General features: G+C 33.0%; 11 protein-coding genes. 5 read left to right on the top strand and 6 right to left on the bottom strand.

The genetic code is table 11. The features are described 5' to 3' along the window. The 4 genes from H574_RS13875 to H574_RS0102870 form a co-directional block, all read right to left on the bottom strand. Positions 1–1049, bottom strand: a 1049-nt coding sequence (locus tag H574_RS13875) for a fibronectin type III domain-containing protein (protein ID WP_036227028.1), incomplete at its 3' end; no start/stop codon positions are given. A gap of 145 nt (positions 1050–1194) precedes the next feature. Beyond that, on the bottom strand, positions 1195–2232 hold the full coding sequence (locus H574_RS0102860) for an aldo/keto reductase (RefSeq protein ID WP_027879109.1): 1038 nt from the start codon (positions 2230–2232) through the stop codon (positions 1195–1197). A 141-nt stretch (positions 2233–2373) separates the two neighbouring features. Beyond that, the gene (locus tag H574_RS0102865) at positions 2374–3330 is read right to left on the bottom strand and encodes an OmpA family protein (protein ID WP_027879110.1); all 957 of its coding nucleotides are present in this window, start codon (positions 3328–3330) and stop codon (positions 2374–2376) included. Between the two features lie 27 nt (positions 3331–3357). After that, on the bottom strand, positions 3358–4119 hold the full coding sequence (locus tag H574_RS0102870; RefSeq protein ID WP_027879111.1) for an exodeoxyribonuclease III: 762 nt from the start codon (positions 4117–4119) through the stop codon (positions 3358–3360). A gap of 118 nt (positions 4120–4237) precedes the next feature. Between H574_RS0102870 and H574_RS0102875 the strand changes: the two genes are divergently transcribed. The 5 genes from H574_RS0102875 (at position 4238) to H574_RS0102895 (ending at position 14907) form a co-directional block, all read left to right on the top strand. Continuing rightward, positions 4238–7681, top strand: a complete 3444-nt coding sequence (locus H574_RS0102875; RefSeq protein ID WP_027879112.1) for a hypothetical protein — start codon at positions 4238–4240, stop codon at positions 7679–7681. Between the two features lie 81 nt (positions 7682–7762). Continuing rightward, on the top strand, positions 7763–8797 hold the full coding sequence (locus H574_RS0102880) for a flavin-containing monooxygenase (RefSeq protein ID WP_027879113.1): 1035 nt from the start codon (positions 7763–7765) through the stop codon (positions 8795–8797). Between the two features lie 92 nt (positions 8798–8889). Then, complete coding sequence (locus H574_RS0102885; RefSeq protein ID WP_027879114.1) at positions 8890–9279, top strand: hypothetical protein; 390 nt, start codon at positions 8890–8892, stop codon at positions 9277–9279. 66 nt (positions 9280–9345) lie between these two features. Then, entirely contained in the window at positions 9346–13665 is a 4320-nt protein-coding gene (locus tag H574_RS0102890) for a CusA/CzcA family heavy metal efflux RND transporter (protein WP_027879115.1), read from the top strand. 93 nt (positions 13666–13758) lie between these two features. Continuing rightward, on the top strand, positions 13759–14907 hold the full coding sequence (locus H574_RS0102895; RefSeq protein WP_027879116.1) for an efflux RND transporter periplasmic adaptor subunit: 1149 nt from the start codon (positions 13759–13761) through the stop codon (positions 14905–14907). A 67-nt stretch (positions 14908–14974) separates the two neighbouring features. Here H574_RS0102895 and H574_RS0102900 read toward each other — a convergent pair whose 3' ends face one another. Continuing rightward, entirely contained in the window at positions 14975–16519 is a 1545-nt protein-coding gene (locus H574_RS0102900) for a glycine--tRNA ligase (RefSeq protein ID WP_027879117.1), read from the bottom strand. 79 nt (positions 16520–16598) lie between these two features. After that, positions 16599–17504, bottom strand: a complete 906-nt coding sequence (locus tag H574_RS0102905; RefSeq protein WP_027879118.1) for a hypothetical protein — start codon at positions 17502–17504, stop codon at positions 16599–16601. Positions 17505–17674: the final 170 nt, after the last annotated feature.

A 17674-nucleotide genomic window follows, 5' to 3' on the forward strand; every position in this document is an offset into this window, starting at 1 on the left:
ATATCCCAGTTACCATTACTATCTGCAAAAGTTGTTCCTGTCCATCCTGATGGTACATAGTTTGTATCATTTCCAAAATCTTCTGTAAAGATAAATGTTGATGTTCCACTAGAACATGTTACACCTACTGGTGCTGGTGGTGGTGTGTTAAACGTTGTGAAGTTTACTGGTCCCACCCAGTTACTAAACCCATCAGTATCACAATCAGCTCTTACATAAACTTCATAAGCTGTACTTGGTGTTAAACCACTTGCTGGATAAGGGTTGTTAGTCGATGTTGTTGTACCATCTGTTGTTGGCTCTCCTGTTCCTGCTGGTTGTATCCAAATTTGCCATTCAGTCTCTGATCCGCCTGCTAACCATGTTATATCTGCAGTGCTCTCACTTAAAGTTGTAACCGATAAATTTAATGGCTCAGGGCATGTCACATCAAAAATAGACACATCATCAAAAGCAAATCCTTCATCCTGAACAGATCCATCTGATCCAAAAGCTATTCTTAGCTGAACACTACTTTCGCCTGCTAAGCCTACTAAAGCATGACGTGCAGTTACCCATCCATTAGACCCAGAACCATTTCGTCCTGTCCATCCTTCTTGTTGCCCTCCTGGATTACCATTAATTGTAGTATCTGTATACCAATTATTAGGGTCTCCAAAAGCACCAACATTTTGCCATGTTGCTCCACCATCAATAGATGACTGTAATACAGTTCCATCCCAACTAAACTCTGATTCCCACCAAATACTCATTTCAATGCTTGGTGATGACAATGTTGATAGATCAAAAATTGGACTACTTACAAAAGAGTCCTCATTACTATTATAATTTCCGGTTAGATTTGTTACCCATGAGTTACTACCAGATGCTGCACTATTTATAATAGTAGCTGCTGGCGTTCCTAAAGCCCATGTTCCTGTACCGTTTGCTGTCCAGCCACCATCTCCAGATTCAAAATCTTCTGAGTAAGGATAACTGGTAATTTGTGAAAATGATTGTATGCTCGAAAATAAAGCAATCAAACAAATTAGTAGAGTAGTTTTTTTCATATTAATTAATGAGATGTTTAGTTTTAGAAACATCTAAGCTATTAAAAAAAACCTACTACTACTTACCCTAAATAGTTAATATAGATAAAATGTTTTAATTTATCGTTTAAAAGAAAACAGCGACTAATCCCTTAATGACTATCGATTAAGGAGCAGGATTAGGTATTATGGAATGAATTTGATTTATTTTTTCTAAAATTTCTGAAGATAATTCAATATTAATGCTTGAAATATTTTCTTTAAGTTGCTCTAAATTAGTTGCTCCAATAATATTACTAGTTATAAATGGTCTTTGATTAACAAAAGCCAATGCCATTTGCGCTAAGCTAAGATTATTAGCTTCTGCTAGCTCTAGATATTTTTTTGTTGCAATTGTTGAATTTTCACTACTGTATCTAGCAAATCTTGGAAACAATTTTAATCTAGAGTTTTCTCCTGCAGTTCCTTTAATATATTTACCAGATAACACACCAAATGCCATAGGCGAATAAGCTAATAATCCTATATTTTCTCTTATTGAAATTTCAGCCATGTCTCCTTCAAAAACTCGGTTAATTAAAGAGTATGCATTTTGAATGGTTATCGGTCTTATTAAATTATGCTTTTTAGATTCTTCTAAATAGCGCATTGTTCCCCATGCTTTTTCGTTAGAAAGTCCTGCAAAACGAATTTTTCCTTCTTTTTTTACAGCCTCTAACTGCTCTAAAACGTCTTTAAAATTATCTTCCCATTTGTCGTTTGGATTATGATTATAATCTCTTACCCCAAACGTATTAGTTTGTCGTTCTGGCCAATGTAATTGAAACAAATCTATATAATCTGTTTGTAGTCTTTTTAATTCTTTTTCTACAGCATCTTTAATTGATCCTTTTTGAAATCCTGATGTACGTATGTGTGCGGTATAATCGCCTGGCCCAGCTATTTTGGATGCGATAACAACTTTTTCTCTATGTCCTGTTTTTTTAAGCCATGTCCCTATTATTTCACTAGTTCTTCCTTGCGTTCTTGCTTCAGCAGGTACAGGATATAATTCTGCTGTATCTATAAAATTCACACCTTGTTCTATTGCATAATCTAATTGTGCATGACCTTCTTCTTCTGTATTTTGATTTCCCCAAGTCATAGTACCTAGGCAAATTTTACTCACTTTTATATCTGTGTTTGGAAGCGTTGTATATTTCATTTTTTGGATAGTTTACTTTTTAACAAATATAAAAAGACCTTTAATTAAATAATTTAACTAAAGGTCTAAATGTTTGTTAAGAATTTTATACTCAAAACTTAACAATTTGCGCTAAGTATAACTCAAGACTGTGCTAACGCCCTAATTATTTAACAACTCTGTGATTTTGTCTAATTTTGGTGTTAAAATAACCTCTATACGACGGTTTTTTGCTTTTCCTTCAGCTGTGTCGTTAGTTGCAACAGGAGCATACTCGCCACGACCTGCAGCTGTTAAACTTTCTGGATTGATATTTTTATTTTCTTGAAGGATATTTACTATTGCTGTAGCACGTTTAGTTGATAAATCCCAGTTGTCTTTTACGTTTCCGTTACCAGAAAATGGGTCGTTATCTGTGTGTCCTTCTATCAATACTGAAATGTCTGGATTATCTGCCAACACTGTTCCTAACTGCTTTACTGCTTGTTTACCTTGTGTTCCTACTGCCCAACTACCTGATTGGAATAACAGTTTATTTTCCATAGATACATAAACTTTTCCGTTACGTTTTTCTACGGTTAATCCTTTACCTTCAAAATCTACTAACGCACTTGAAATGGCGTCTTTTAACGCATTCATTTCGGCTTCTTTTGCAGATATTATAGCCTCTAGATCTGCTACACGTTGCGATCTTGCTTCAAGTTCTTTTTTTAACTGCTCTAATCTAGCGTTTTCTGTAGCTAATGCTTGCTCTTTAGCTTCTAATTGCGCTAATAATTCTCTGTTCTTTTTTGTGTTTGCCGCAATTGCAGAACTACTATTAGCTTCTAAAGCGTCATATGATGCTTTTAAAGTATCATAATTAGTTTTTGTTGCTGCTAGATCTGCTTGTAATTGGTCGCGTTTTGCTACAGCTTCGTCATATTTTGCTTGTAATGAAGCTAAGTCATTTTCAGCTTGGTTTTTTGCTTTTTGTAAATCCTTATTTTGATCTTTTAACGATCTATTTTCTTTTTTTAAGTCTGCATATTTACTTTCTAGCTCTTTGTACACTTTTGGCGATACACAACTTGATAATACAAAAGTTGAAAGCATTAAAGTTAAAAAGGTGTTTTTCATTTTTTATTTATTTGGGATTGTTGTTTATTAGTTTTCTAGTTCTAGCAAAATTGGACAATGGTCACTATGTTTTGCTTCTTGTAATATAACTGCTCTTTTTATTTTTTGTTGTAATGGCTCGCTAACCATTGCGTAATCTAAACGCCAACCTTTATTGTTTGCTCTTGCATTGGCGCGGTAGCTCCACCACGAATATTCTTGTCTTTCTGGATGAAGATATCTAAAGGAATCAATAAAACCGCTATCTATAAAGCTTGTTAACCACTCGCGCTCTTCGGGTAAAAAACCTGAAACGCCTTTCATTTTTGGGTTATGAATATCTATTTCTTCATGACAAATATTGTAATCTCCACAAACAACTAGATTAGGTCTTTCTTGACGTAAATCATTTAAATATTGATGAATCATGTCCATATATTCAAATTTGTGCGATAATCTAGCATCGTTTGTTCCAGAAGGCAAATACATACTCATCACCGATAAATGTCCAAAATCTACACGCAAGTTTCTACCTTCAAAATCCATAGATTCTATTCCTGTTCCAAACTCGACATGATCTGGTTCGGTTTTACACAACACAGCTACACCGCTATAGCCTTTTTTTTGTGCGCTAAACCAATAATTATAATGGTAACCAGCGTCTTTAAACAAGTCTAAATCTAGCTGTTCTTCCATTGCTTTTATCTCTTGCAAACACAAAATATCTGGATTTGCACTTTTTAACCAATCTATAAATCCTTTGTTTATTGCTGCTCTAATTCCGTTAACGTTGTATGAGATAATTTTCATCTTAATTATTAATTTCTGCTAAAATAAATAATGCGTTACTTTTACAAGATGAATTATAGCCTTTTTAACTAAAAAATATTAACAAAATAAAGTAACCATTTTACTGTTATAGTTGTAGATGAAAAATTGCTTTACCTTTTTTATTTTCTTGTCAGTCTTTTTTGCTTTTGGGCAAGACCAAGACGATTTATTGGTAAAGAAAACCATCGCCGTTAAAGACACTATAAAAGTAGATAGCGTAAGTATAAATTCTAATTTTTTTGAACTAAAAACTAATAGCAATCAGGTTTTAGATACTACGTATTACACTATTGATTTTGCAACGTCAACGCTTCAACTTTTAAAACCTATTGAAGGAGATTCTGTAATAGTAAGTTACCAAAAATATCCTGAATTTTTAACTAGAACTTACCAACAATTTGACAAAAGCGTTATTGTAGAAAGTATTGCAAACATTGACAAACTTGTACAACTTAAACAACCCAATATTACAAACACTTTTACACCTTTTGATGGTTTAACCACTACAGGTAGTATAAGTCGCGGCGTAACTATTGGTAACAACCAAAATTCTGTTTTAAATAGCGAATTAGATTTACAAATCACTGGTAAACTAAACGATAAAGTCTCACTGCGCGCCAGCATACAAGATGCCAACATACCATTACAAGAAAGTGGTTACTCACAACGTTTAGACGAGTTTGACCAAGTGTTTTTAGAGCTTTTTAGTGACCGTTGGGCAATACGCGCAGGAGATATCGACTTACAAAATAACAACTCTTATTTTGCTAGTTTTTCTAAGCGTGTGCAAGGCTTACAAATAAGAGCGAACTTGGGTAACGACAACCATCAAACCAATCTTTTTGCGTCTGGCGCTTTGGTACGCGGGCAATTTACCAACTACCAATTTACCGCTCAAGAAGGTAATCAAGGTCCGTACAAACTGCAAGGTCCAAGTGGCGAGTTGTTTATACTTATCGTTTCCGGAAGTGAAACCGTTTACGTAAATGGCGTACCGTTAAAAAGAGGAGAAAACGAAGATTATATTATAGATTACAATGCAGGTGAAATTATTTTCAACCCTACGTATCCTGTAACTTCAGAAATGAGAATTAGTGTTGATTTTCAATATTCTGAACGAAATTATTCTAGAATTGTCGCTTTTGGAGGTGGAAATTACAGTAGCGACAAACTGAAAATTGGCGCTTCTGTCTATTCTGAAAACGATTCTAAAAACAATCCATTACAACAAAATATCTCTCAAGCACAAGCTGAAATTTTAAGCAACGCAGGTGATGATCAAAACCTAATGACAGCGCCTTCTGAAGTCCCAGAAGCATATAATGAAAATAGAATTTTATACAAAAAAGAAATTTTTAACGGAGAAGAGATTTACATATTCTCCAACAATCCAGATGACGAGCTTTACAGCGTTACCTTTACTTTAATTGGAGAAAATCTAGGTGATTATATACTATCATCGTCAAATGCCATTAATAATATTTATGAATACGTTGCGCCAATAAATGGTATACCACAAGGTAATTATGCACCTGTAGTACAATTAGTAGCGCCAACGCTTTTACAAATTGCAGTAGTAAATGGTGAATACACACCAAATGAAAAAACAAACATTAGTTTTGAATTAGCCGGTAGCAAAAACGACCTTAACCTGTTTTCTAATTTAGATGATGAAAACAATAATGGTTATGCAGGTAAATTAACCGTAGAACAGTCCATAATCAAACAAGATAGTCTTTGGAATCTTAATGCAATTGCAGATATAGATTACATCAATCAAGATTTTAAAACTATACAACGTTTATACCGACCAGAATTTAATCGTGACTGGAATTTAAGCCAAAACAGCACCAATCTTCAAAATACAACCTTAGGAAATCAAGCTTTAATTTCAGCAGGTTTTGAGGCTGTTCACCCAGAAAAAGGAAATGCAAGTTACAACTTTCAGCATTTAAACTACTCAGGAACATTTAGCGGAAGCAAACACAATTTAAACACCAATTTAAGACTTAAAAAACTTAATATTTCATCACAAACAAGTCTATTAAATTCGGATGCAACTTTTAACAAATCTAGATTTTTCAGAAGTTACAACAAAGCCATTTACGCCTTAAAAAAGCAATGGTTTGGGGCTGGTTTTTCAGCTGAAGAAAACAAAGAGCGCATTAAAGAAACACAAGCTTTTACAGACCTATCTCAACGTTTTACAGCTTATCAAGCCTTTACAGGAATTGGTGATAGCACCAATGTTTTTGCAGAAGTTGGTTATAAATTTAGAGTTAATGACAGTATTCAAAATCAAAAATTAACTCGTGTTAATACCTCAAAAACATACTATTTAGATTCGCGTTTGATAAGTAACAAAAACACCAATCTATCAATGTATGTTAATTACCGTACGCTGACTTATGAAGATGAAGACATTGCAGACGAAAACTCTCTAAACTCGCGTATATTATTCAATCAAAAGTTTCTAAAAAATGGTGTTATTTGGAATACTGCTTTCGAGACTAATTCTGGCTCTTTACCTCAACAAGATTTCACTTACGTGCAAGTAGAACCTGGTCAAGGCGCATACACTTGGATTGATTATAATAATAACGGTATACAAGAATTAGAAGAATTTGAAATTGCTCAATTTACCGATCAAGGTGAATATATTCGTGTGTTATTACCTAATCAAGTTTATATAAAAACACATCAAAACAGATTGAGTCAAACCCTAACTTTAAACCCAATAAATTGGGTGAATTCAGAGCAAAAAGGAAAAAAATTATTATCTAAATTTTACAATCAAACCAGTTATTTAATTGATAGAAAAATTAGAAGAAACGGTGATAATTTTGATTTAAATCCTTTTAAAAAAGACGAAGACAATCAATTGGGACTTAACCAAAACTTTAGAAATGTACTGTTTTTTAACCGAGGCAAGCAACGCTATACAACGTCTTACACGTATTTAAACAATCAATCTAAAAGCACACTAAGTTTTGGGTTTATAGAAAACAAATTGAAAAGTCACCAATTAAATTTCACGCACAAAATAGCTAATAGTTGGCTAGTTACTTTAACCTCTACTTTAGAAAATCAATTTAATAAAAGTCAAAACTTTAGCAGTAAAAATTTCGATTTAGATACTGAAGCTTTCAACCCAAAAATATCATATTTATTAAATGATAATGTTCAATTTGACGTGTTTTATCAATATACAAACAAAGAAAATACAATTAATAATTTAGAAACTTTACAGCAGCAAAAGTATGGTTTATCATTTGCGTTTTCGCCTAAAAGCAATGCACAATCTGGCGCAATTTCTGCTGAATTTAACGTATTCAATAACGACTTTACAGGCAACGCCAACAGTCCTGTAGCTTATCAATTATTAGAAGGTTTACAACCAGGAAAAAACTTTACTTGGACACTTTTAGCGCAAAAAAAACTAACCAAATTTTTAGATTTAAATCTTAATTATTTTGGTAGAAAAACTGAAACCTCAAAAACCATTCATACCGGTAACGTACAGTTAAAAGCTTATTTTTAAGCATTTACGTATTTTAAAAACTTCCATTTGCTAAAACCCTTTAAAAAACGTATACTATGACAATAACCACAATACGTTTTAATGAAAGATTTTATAATTATTGGTGCAGCACAAGCAGGATTATCTATGGCTTATCACTTAAAGAAAAATCAAAAAGATTTTTTAATAATTGATAAAGAGGATGAAATTGGTGCTTCTTGGCTTAACCGTTGGAACTCGTTAAAACTATTCACACCAACCGAGTTTAATCATCTTGCAGGAATGCCTTTTCCTGCACCTAAAGGACATTATCCTGACAAATACGAAGTCGCAGATTACTTTAAAGCTTATGTAGAAAAATTTGACTTCCCAGTGCAATTAAACACGCTTGCAGAACGCATTGAAAAGAAAGACAATCATTTTATTGTAAAAACAAATAAAGGTGATTTAAAGTGCAAAGAAGTTATTGTAGCAACTGGACCGTTTCATATTCCTTACACGCCAAAATTTCATAATAATCTTTCCGAAGATATTTTTCAAATACATAGTAATTACTACAAAAATCCGGAACAACTTAAAGATGGCGCAACACTGGTTGTTGGTGGCGGTGATAGCGGATTTCAGATTTTAGATGAAATTTCAAAACAAACCAATAATAAAACTTATTTCTCAGGAAATACAGACATCAAAACTTTACCACAAGAAATCTTAGGAAAAACACTTTGGTGGTGGTTTACTATAACAGGCTTTTTAAGTTTTAGTAAGGACTCTTGGCTTGGAAAAAAGATTAGTAAATCTAAACAGCCAATTATTGGCACAGATGTAAAATCTATAATTAAAAGAGATAACGTTATACCTGTCGGATACACACTTGACGCCGAAAAAAACACTATTAAAACATCAAAAAAAACACTTAACGATGTAAAAAATATTGTTTGGGCAACCGGTTATAAACCCAACTTTAATTGGATAAAAAATATTGAGTTAACCCAAAATGGTTATCCAAAACATCATCGTGGTATTAGCACAACAAACGGACTATATTTTATTGGTTTACCATGGTTACACACACGTGGATCTGCTACTTTAGGCGGCATAAAAAAAGACGCCAATTACCTAGCTAATAATATTTTATAAATAAAAATCCTTAATTAAAAACGTTCTATATTAACAGTCATATGTAACTTTTGTAACAGTTTAATTCCTTTAATTTTGTAATTTCGTAAGGCATGAACAAAATATTGGCATTAACATATTCGTTTCTGATTCTTATTCAAAGTTTCAATATTAACTTAGACGACATTTCTAAGATTAATGCCTTGATTGATCATGCTCAATTTCATAAAGAAATGTATGGCGATTCTTTTTTTGATTTTTTAGCTGAACATTATGGTGAAGCTAGAGATGATCATGAAAGCGACCATAAAGAACATAAAGATTTACCGTTTAAAGACAATCACCACATGTGCACACATATTAACTTGTCTTTTATAAGTCCTAATATTTCATTTAAAATAAGCAATGAAGTCTTCATTGAAATCCCTTTCAACTTCTTCTATAAAGAATCCTTTACTTCTTTCGAAAAACCATCTGTTTTTCAACCACCAAAACACGCATAATTCATTTTAAAATTCATCCTGTTTTTAATTATAGACAGGTACTTTTCAATTTTATCATTATGAATTATGTTAGAAAAAATCATAAAATCAAGCTTAAATAATAAGCTAATTATTTTCCTTTTTACAGCATTTATTATTGGTTTCGGAATTTTCTCTTTAACCCAAATTCCTATTGGCGCTGTACCAGATATTACCAATAACCAAGTCCAAGTGATTACCACATCTCGCAACTTATCAACCCAAGATGTTGAGCAATTTATCACCTATCCTGTTGAGCTAGAAATGGCAAATTTACCAGGCGTAGAAGAGATCAGATCTGTCTCAAAATTTGGACTTTCGGTAGTCACCATTGTTTTTAAAGATGAAAAGGGCACATATCTACCAAGACAATTAATTGCAGAAAAAATCAAGTCAGCTTCTGAGAAAATTCCAGACGGTTTTGGCTCGCCAGAAATGGGACCAATTACCACTGGTTTGGGTGAAATATTCCAATACATTTTAGATGTAAAACCTGGTTACGAAGACCAATATTCCATTACCGATTTGCGCACCATCCAAGACTGGATTGTAAAACGACAACTCTCTGGTATTCCTGGTGTAGTAGAGGTTAATACTTGGGGCGGATATTTAAAGCAATACGAAGTTGCCATTAACACAAACAAGTTAAATGCTATGAATATTTCGGTGTCCGAGATTTACGATGCATTAGAAAAAAACAACAGTGTTGCTGGTGGTGGTTATATCGAAAAAACTGATGAAGCCTATTTTATTCGTGGCGAAGGCTTGGTTAAAAACCTTGAAGATATTGAGCAAATCGTAGTCAAAAATGAAGGCGCGCCAATTTATATTAAAGACGTTGCTAAAGTTGGTTTTGGAAGTGCCACGCGTTTTGGTGCTATTACCGGTAATGGCGAAGGCGAAAAAGTGCTTGGGCAAATTATGATGCTTAAAGATGGTAACTCTAAAGCCATTATTGATGCTGTAAAAGAACGCGTAAAAAGCATTGAAAAAAGTTTACCTGAAGGTGTTTACATCAACGGATTTTTAGAACGTAGTGAACTGATTGGGAAAACCACCTTTACCGTGTCCGAAAACCTAATTTTAGGATCACTCATTGTCATATTCGTTGTAGTGTTATTGCTTGGCAATTTGCGTTCAGGTTTGGTCGTTGCGTCTGTTATTCCGTTGAGTTTATTATTTGCCATTTCAATGATGAATATTTTTGGTGTAGATGCCAATCTAATGAGTCTTGGCGCGATAGATTTCGGAATTATTATTGATGGCGCAGTGATTATTGTCGAGTTTATTGCTTTTAGAATTATTACGGAAAGTGAAAAACTAAAATCACTCACAAAAGAAGCAAAACAGTCAGAAATCGATCAAATTACATTAAAAAGTGCCTCAAAAATGATGAATTCTGCCATTTTTGGACAATTAATCATCTTAATTGTTTTCATTCCAATTTTATCATTAAGCGGTGTAGAAGGCAAAATGTTTAAGCCTATGGCATTAACATTCAGTTTTGCGTTAGTTGGTGCAATGTTACTTTGTCTCACTTATGTTCCAGTAGTATCATCATTGTTTTTGAAACCTAAAGCACCAAGCGAAAAAAATGTTTCCGTTAGGTTAATGAAAGTGCTTAACTCTTGGTACAGACCTACTATTAATTGGGCTTTACATCGTAAAAAAACAGTAGTAAGTATAGCCGGAATTCTACTCGCTATCAGCATCTTTTTATTTAGTAAAATGGGTGGTGAATTTGTACCAACTTTAGACGAAGGCGACTTCGTAATTCAACCTGTTTTAAAAACAGGAACATCACTTGGAAAAACCATCGAAATCACGACTAAAATTGAGAATATTCTATTAGAAAATTTCCCGGAAGTTGACCAAGTTGTTAGTCGTATTGGTGCTGCCGAAGTCCCAACAGATCCAATGTCTATGGAAGAAAGCGATGTCATCATAAAACTAAAACCAAAAAACGAATGGGTAAGCGCGAAAAGTAAAGACGAACTAGCAGATAAATTTAAAGAAGCATTAAGCATCATTCCTGGTATGGAAGTGGAATTTACACAACCTATCGAAATGCGTTTTAACGAGCTAATCACAGGTGTTAGAGCCGATGTGGCTATTAAAATATTTGGCGAAGATTTATCCATTTTAGCCAATAAAGCAGACGAAGTCAAAGAACTAATTAAAAATGTAGAAGGTGCTTCAGATATAATAATTGAAAAAGTTGAAGGTTTACCTCAAATGAGTGTGTCTTTCAACCGAAGTAAAATTGCACGTTACGGACTTAATATTTCCGATGTTAATCAAGTAATTTCAATGGGATTTGCTGGCGGAACTGTTGGTCAAGTTTTTGAAGGCGAAAAGCGCTTTGATTTAGTGATGCGTTTAGACCAAAACAATAGAAAAAACCTAGCCAGTCTTCAAAATTTATATGTCGATACACCAAGTGGAACAAAAATTCCGCTTAGCGAATTAGCAGAAATCACATACACCACTGGACCTGCAAAAATTTCAAGAGACGACACCAAACGTCGTATAGTCGTTGGGATTAATGTACGTAACCGCGATTTGCAATCGGTAGTAGATGATGTCAGATCCATTCTAGACCAGCAACTAAAATTACCTGTTGGTTATAATGTAACTTATGGTGGACAATTTGAAAATTTACAAAGTGCCAAAGCACGTTTAATGATTGCGGTACCAATTGCTTTAGCCTTAATTTTTTTACTGCTGTATTTTGCATTTAGCTCAGTAAAAGAAGCCTTATTAATATACTCTGCTATTCCATTATCTGCTGTTGGTGGCGTATTGCTTTTATGGTTACGCGATTTACCGTTTAGTATCTCGGCAGGTGTTGGTTTTATTGCACTTTTTGGTATTGCCGTACTTAACGGTATTGTACTTATAGAGCATTTTAAAGAACTAAAAGAACACGGTATGGATGATATTGAAGAACGCATAAAACGTGGTACTTCAGAGCGTTTGCGACCTGTTTTACTAACCGCAGCAGCAGCAGCTTTAGGATTTTTACCTATGGCGGTTTCGACCAATGCTGGTGCCGAAGTGCAGCGTCCGTTAGCAACGGTAGTGGTTGGTGGACTAGTCTCTGCAACCGTATTAACCCTAATCGTGTTACCTGTTTTATACGCTTGGTTTGAAACTAAAAAAGACATAAAAATGAATAAAACAGCAATCGTTAGCATAATTGGTTTCTTTTTTATGATGAATGCTAACGCACAAAATCCATTAACTATTGAAGAAACTTTGGATTTAGCAATAGATAACAATGCCAGCTTAAAAGCGTCGAGTCTTAAGGTAGACGAAAGTAATGCTTTAATAGGAAGCGCATTTAGTTTTGATAAAACGTCTATTTATTACAGTTATGACGAAAATAATTTAGCCATAAACAATCAACCATTAAAGGTGTTTGGTATTGCTCAAGATTTTAAATTTCCAACGGTATATTTTGCGGAAAAGAAAACGAATAAAGCAAAAGCTAGTTTAGAAGAAACACATTACAATCTTCGATTTCTGCAATTACAGCAAGCGATTTACGCCAACTATTATCAGTTGAGTTATGCTAAAAACAAGGCAAAAACTTACAAATATTTAGATAGTCTGTATCAAGATTTTGCCAGTAAATCAAAACGCCGTTTTGAACTTGGCGAAACCAATTATTTAGAAATGATTACCGCTAAATCCAAACAAAAACAGTTAGAAACCTTATACAAACAAGCACTTAAAGAAGTTGAATTTTCTAAAGAGCAATTAAAAAGTGTTGTGCAAGTTGATAGTTTAGATATAGTAGACCAACCGCTTGAACAGTTACAAATTGAAACTATTTCAACACAAAACAATGTTGGTTTTCAATACTTTGAACAAGCTAAAAACTATCAAAACGCCATCTATCAACAGGAAAAACAAAACCTGTTACCAGACATTAGTGTAGAGTATTTTCAAGGTACAAATGACCAATTAAATACCAATTTAAAAGGGTATCAATTCGGGTTAAAAATTCCGTTGTTGTTTTCTGGCAATGCTTCAAAGATAAAAGCTTCAAAAATTGCTAAAGACATTATTACAGAGCAACAGCAAGATTACAAAACCAAATTAAATACTAAATACAATGCGCTTTTGGCGACTTTAGCGCAATATGAAGAAGCTGTAAACTACTATAATAATGAAGGTGAAGAGCTGAAAAATCAAATTATAAAAACCGCAAACCGTACCTTTAAAGAAGGTGAAATTGACTTTTTTCAATACATACAAAGTCTTGAAACCGCTAGCGAAATTGAATTATCGTACCTAGAAAATTTAAACGCTTACAATCAAACCGTAATACAAATTAACCACCTTACTCTAAATATTTTTTAACATGAAAGCCCATAATGGGCATTTGGCAAATAAAGACCAACAACTTTAGAAAAGTAAATAACCGAACCAATGGTTCTTGAAAATTTTAAATCTATGAAACATATATACATACTTCTTTTTTCGCTTTTATTTTTAACCTGCGGAAATAAAGAAAACAACTCAGAAACAGTCGAAAACACAGCAACAAAAAACAATATTATAACCGTAACTAAAGCTCAATTTAAAAGCGAGCAAATGGTTTTAGATACGTTGAAAACACTTGATTTTTCAGCAGGAATTGCCGTTACCGGAATGATAGACGTGCCACCAAAAAACAAATCGAGTATCACGACATTTATTGGCGGATATATTACAAACACACCACTATTAGTTGGTGACGAAGTTAAAAAAGGACAACTTTTAGTGAGCTTAAAAAATCCTGAGTATGTTGAAATTCAGCAAAACTATTTAGAAATCGCAGAGCAACTTAATTATTTGAAAGCTGAATTTAACAGACAAAAAACGTTGTTTGATGAAAAAATAACTTCAGAAAAAAACTACCTAAAAGCACAAAGCACTTACAAAAGTAGTTTGGCTACTTACAACGGACTAAAGAAAAAATTACAAATGATGAATATTAGTCCAGCTGCTGTAGAACAAGGAAACATTACCTCAACCATTAGTTTATATGCACCAATTAATGGAAACGTCACTAAAGTAAATGTAAGTAATGGCGCTTATGTTGCGCCAAACGATGTGATATTAGAAATTGTAGATATTGACCATATTCATTTGGAATTATCAGTCTTTGAAAAAGACATTATGCACATTAAAAAAGGTCAAAAAATACTCTTTAAAATTCCTGAAGCTTCAGAAAAAACTTTTGAAGCAGACGTGCATTTAGTTGGCACTACCATTGATGAAACTACAAGACGTGTTAAAGTTCACGGACACGTAGATAAAGACTTAGCCAATTTTATTGTTGGTATGTTTGTAGAAGCTAACATTATTACAGACAGTAAAAAAGGTCTTGGCTTACCAAACGAAGCTATTGTAAGTGAAGACAAAAACAATTATGTGCTTGTTTTAGATGAAACAACTACTGATGGCTATCAATTTAAAAAGCTAAAAGTAAACATAGGTCAAGAAGACGAAAATGCTACAGAAATTTTAAATCCTGAAGCATTACAAAACAAACAAATATTAGTTAAAGGTATAGGAATGTTACTAGAAGAAGGTGGCAAAGGTGGACATAGTCATTAAACTAAAACGCCCAAAACATAAAGTTTTGGGCGAATTTTATTTATAAATTTCTGTTTTTACAGGAATTTTACATCTTCATTAACCATTCTTTTACATCAACTTCTTTTTTAATGATGTCGCGTAATTCTTCAACTTTAACACGTTTTTGCTCCATAGTATCTCTATGACGTATCGTTACAGTGTTATCTTCTAGACTTTCGCCATCTACAGTGATACAAAATGGCGTACCTGCTGCATCTTGACGACGGTAACGTCTACCAACTGCATCTTTCTCGTCATAGGTAACGTTAAAGTCCCATTTTAAATCGTCTACAATATCTTTTGCCATTTTAGTTAAACCTTCGTCTTTTTTAACTAATGGTAAAATTGCTGCTTTTGTTGGTGCTAAAACTGCTGGTAATTTTAAAACGGTTCTTTCGCTTCCGTCCTCTAAAGTTTCATCTTGTAAACTGTTAGAAAACACTGCTAAAAACATACGATCTAAACCAATTGAGGTTTCTAAAACATAAGGCGTATAACTTGTATTGTCTTCGTTATCAAAATACTGAAGTTTTTTACCAGAATACTCTTCGTGTTGTTTTAAATCGAAATCTGTACGAGAATGAATTCCTTCTAATTCTTTAAATCCGAATGGGAATTTAAACTCGATATCTGTAGCTGCATCTGCATAATGTGCTAATTTTTCGTGATCATGGAAACGGTAATTATCTTCGCCTAAACCAAGCGATTTATGCCATTTAAGACGTGTTTCTTTCCAGTAATCAAACCATTCTTTTTGTGTTCCTGGTTTGATAAAGTATTGCATTTCCATTTGTTCAAACTCGCGCATTCTAAAGATAAATTGCCTTGCAACAATTTCGTTTCTAAAAGCTTTTCCTGTTTGAGCAATACCAAAAGGAATTTTCATACGTCCTGTTTTTTGAACGTTTAGGAAGTTTACAAAAATACCTTGTGCTGTTTCTGGACGTAAGTATAAATCCATTGCGCTGTCTGCACTTGCACCTAATTTGGTACCAAACATTAAGTTGAATTGCTTAACGTCTGTCCAGTTTTTACTTCCGCTTAATGGACAAGCAATTTCTAATTCTTCAATTAAGGCTTTTACGTCTACTAAATCTTCATTTTCTAAAGATTTACCTAGACGTTTTAGGATGGTATCAATTTTTTCTTGATAGCCTAAAACACGACCGTTTGTGCTTAAAAATTCTTCTTTATTAAAAGCATCGCCAAAACGTTTTTCGGCTTTTTTAACTTCTTTATCAATTTTAGCTTCGATTTTTAAGCAATAATCTTCAACTAAAACATCTGCACGGTAACGTTTTTTTGAGTCTTTATTATCAATTAACGGATCGTTAAAAGCATCTACGTGTCCAGACGCTTTCCAAGTGGTTGGGTGCATAAAAATTGCAGCGTCTAATCCTACAATATTATCGTGCATTTGCACCATTGCGCGCCACCAATAGTCGCGTATGTTTTTCTTTAATTCTACACCGTTTTGTGCGTAGTCGTAAACTGCGCTTAGTCCATCGTAAATTTCGCTACTTTGGAATACGTAACCATACTCTTTTGCGTGAGAGATTACTTTTTTAAATTGATCGTCGTTGTTTGCCATAATACAGCAAAGATAAACGTTTATAAAAAGTTTACAATATAATTTTTGGCTGATTTAAGCCTAATAATTAAGAAGAAAATTAGTCTAACAATATTGAAGTACTAGCTAAACGGTTGTCTTGGTTAAAAACGTTTACAAAATAAACACCTTGTTTAAAAGGTTCATCTTTATCAGCATCTATAAAAGTTGAAACTGCTAAATCTTTATTGTTAAAATTAACATCTAGTTTTTTACTGTAAATTAAGGTTTGTTTACCAAACTTAGCTTCGTCTTTGTTTGACACCACATTATTATTTGGATTAACTATTTGTATATAAATATCTTTTTTACCCTTAGTAATTAAATCATTTTTTGGTATTACAAATTCGACTAAAAGTTTGTTTGTTCTTTTTGCTTTATCTGTTGTTACAACCTTATTTTTACTAACACGTTTTACTGCTTTTGCATCTAACATGGTAATTTGCATTTGACTTGCCTTAACAATGTGTTTATTTAAGGTTTCATTACGTTTTTTAAGCTTTACATTTGTTTCTTTTAATGTATTGGCTTTAACTTTTATACTGCTTAATTGTTGTTTAGATTGAGTAACTTCTGTTTGTAAAGTTTTATTTTGAGTCTCTAAACTATTAACTAAGTTAAGAATACGCGCCTTTTCTTCCTTAAGTAATTGTACTTTGGACTTATAATGAGTTAATAAATTGGCTGTGACTTTTAGTGTTTTTATAGAGTCTAACGCTTGTTCTAGTTTTAGCTTAGAAGCTTCTAATTGTAAACTTAATTCTTCATTCTCAATATCTAAAGTATCAAATCTAGATATCATCTCTGACAACTCATTTTGAATTAAGCTTTTTTCTTGAGCTAAGTATGCATTATACTCTTCTAACTTATTTTGATTTTGAAATGTAAATACTCCTAAAACGGATAACGCTATTATCAATGAACCAATAATTAACTTGTAGTTATATGTTTGAGGGAAAACTATCATTGTTAATTTTTTTTTTGCAAAGTAAACAAGAAGAATAAAGACCATCAATAATTATCGATAAAACGAAAAAATAATTGATTAACTATGTTAATTGATTATCAAATTATAATTATTAAAACCTAAATTTAGAAATATGTTTAATCATAGGTTTTTAATATTAAACATTTATT

This window comes from Mesoflavibacter zeaxanthinifaciens DSM 18436 (assembly GCF_000422365.1).
GTDB lineage: Bacteria > Bacteroidota > Bacteroidia > Flavobacteriales > Flavobacteriaceae > Mesoflavibacter > Mesoflavibacter zeaxanthinifaciens.

What these genes read in the sequence shown, in the direction of transcription:
- H574_RS0102905 (WP_027879118.1), bottom strand. Translation starts at nt 17,504, where the DNA reads ATGATAGTTTTCCCTCAAACATATAACTACAAGTTAATTATTGGTTCA.
- H574_RS0102870 (WP_027879111.1), bottom strand. Translation starts at nt 4,119, where the DNA reads ATGAAAATTATCTCATACAACGTTAACGGAATTAGAGCAGCAATAAAC.
- H574_RS0102885 (WP_027879114.1), top strand. Translation starts at nt 8,890, where the DNA reads ATGAACAAAATATTGGCATTAACATATTCGTTTCTGATTCTTATTCAA.
- H574_RS0102890 (WP_027879115.1), top strand. Translation starts at nt 9,346, where the DNA reads ATGTTAGAAAAAATCATAAAATCAAGCTTAAATAATAAGCTAATTATT.
- H574_RS0102880 (WP_027879113.1), top strand. Translation starts at nt 7,763, where the DNA reads ATGAAAGATTTTATAATTATTGGTGCAGCACAAGCAGGATTATCTATG.
- H574_RS0102875 (WP_027879112.1), top strand. Translation starts at nt 4,238, where the DNA reads ATGAAAAATTGCTTTACCTTTTTTATTTTCTTGTCAGTCTTTTTTGCT.
- H574_RS0102860 (WP_027879109.1), bottom strand. Translation starts at nt 2,232, where the DNA reads ATGAAATATACAACGCTTCCAAACACAGATATAAAAGTGAGTAAAATT.
- H574_RS0102900 (WP_027879117.1), bottom strand. Translation starts at nt 16,519, where the DNA reads ATGGCAAACAACGACGATCAATTTAAAAAAGTAATCTCTCACGCAAAA.
- H574_RS0102865 (WP_027879110.1), bottom strand. Translation starts at nt 3,330, where the DNA reads ATGAAAAACACCTTTTTAACTTTAATGCTTTCAACTTTTGTATTATCA.
- H574_RS0102895 (WP_027879116.1), top strand. Translation starts at nt 13,759, where the DNA reads ATGAAACATATATACATACTTCTTTTTTCGCTTTTATTTTTAACCTGC.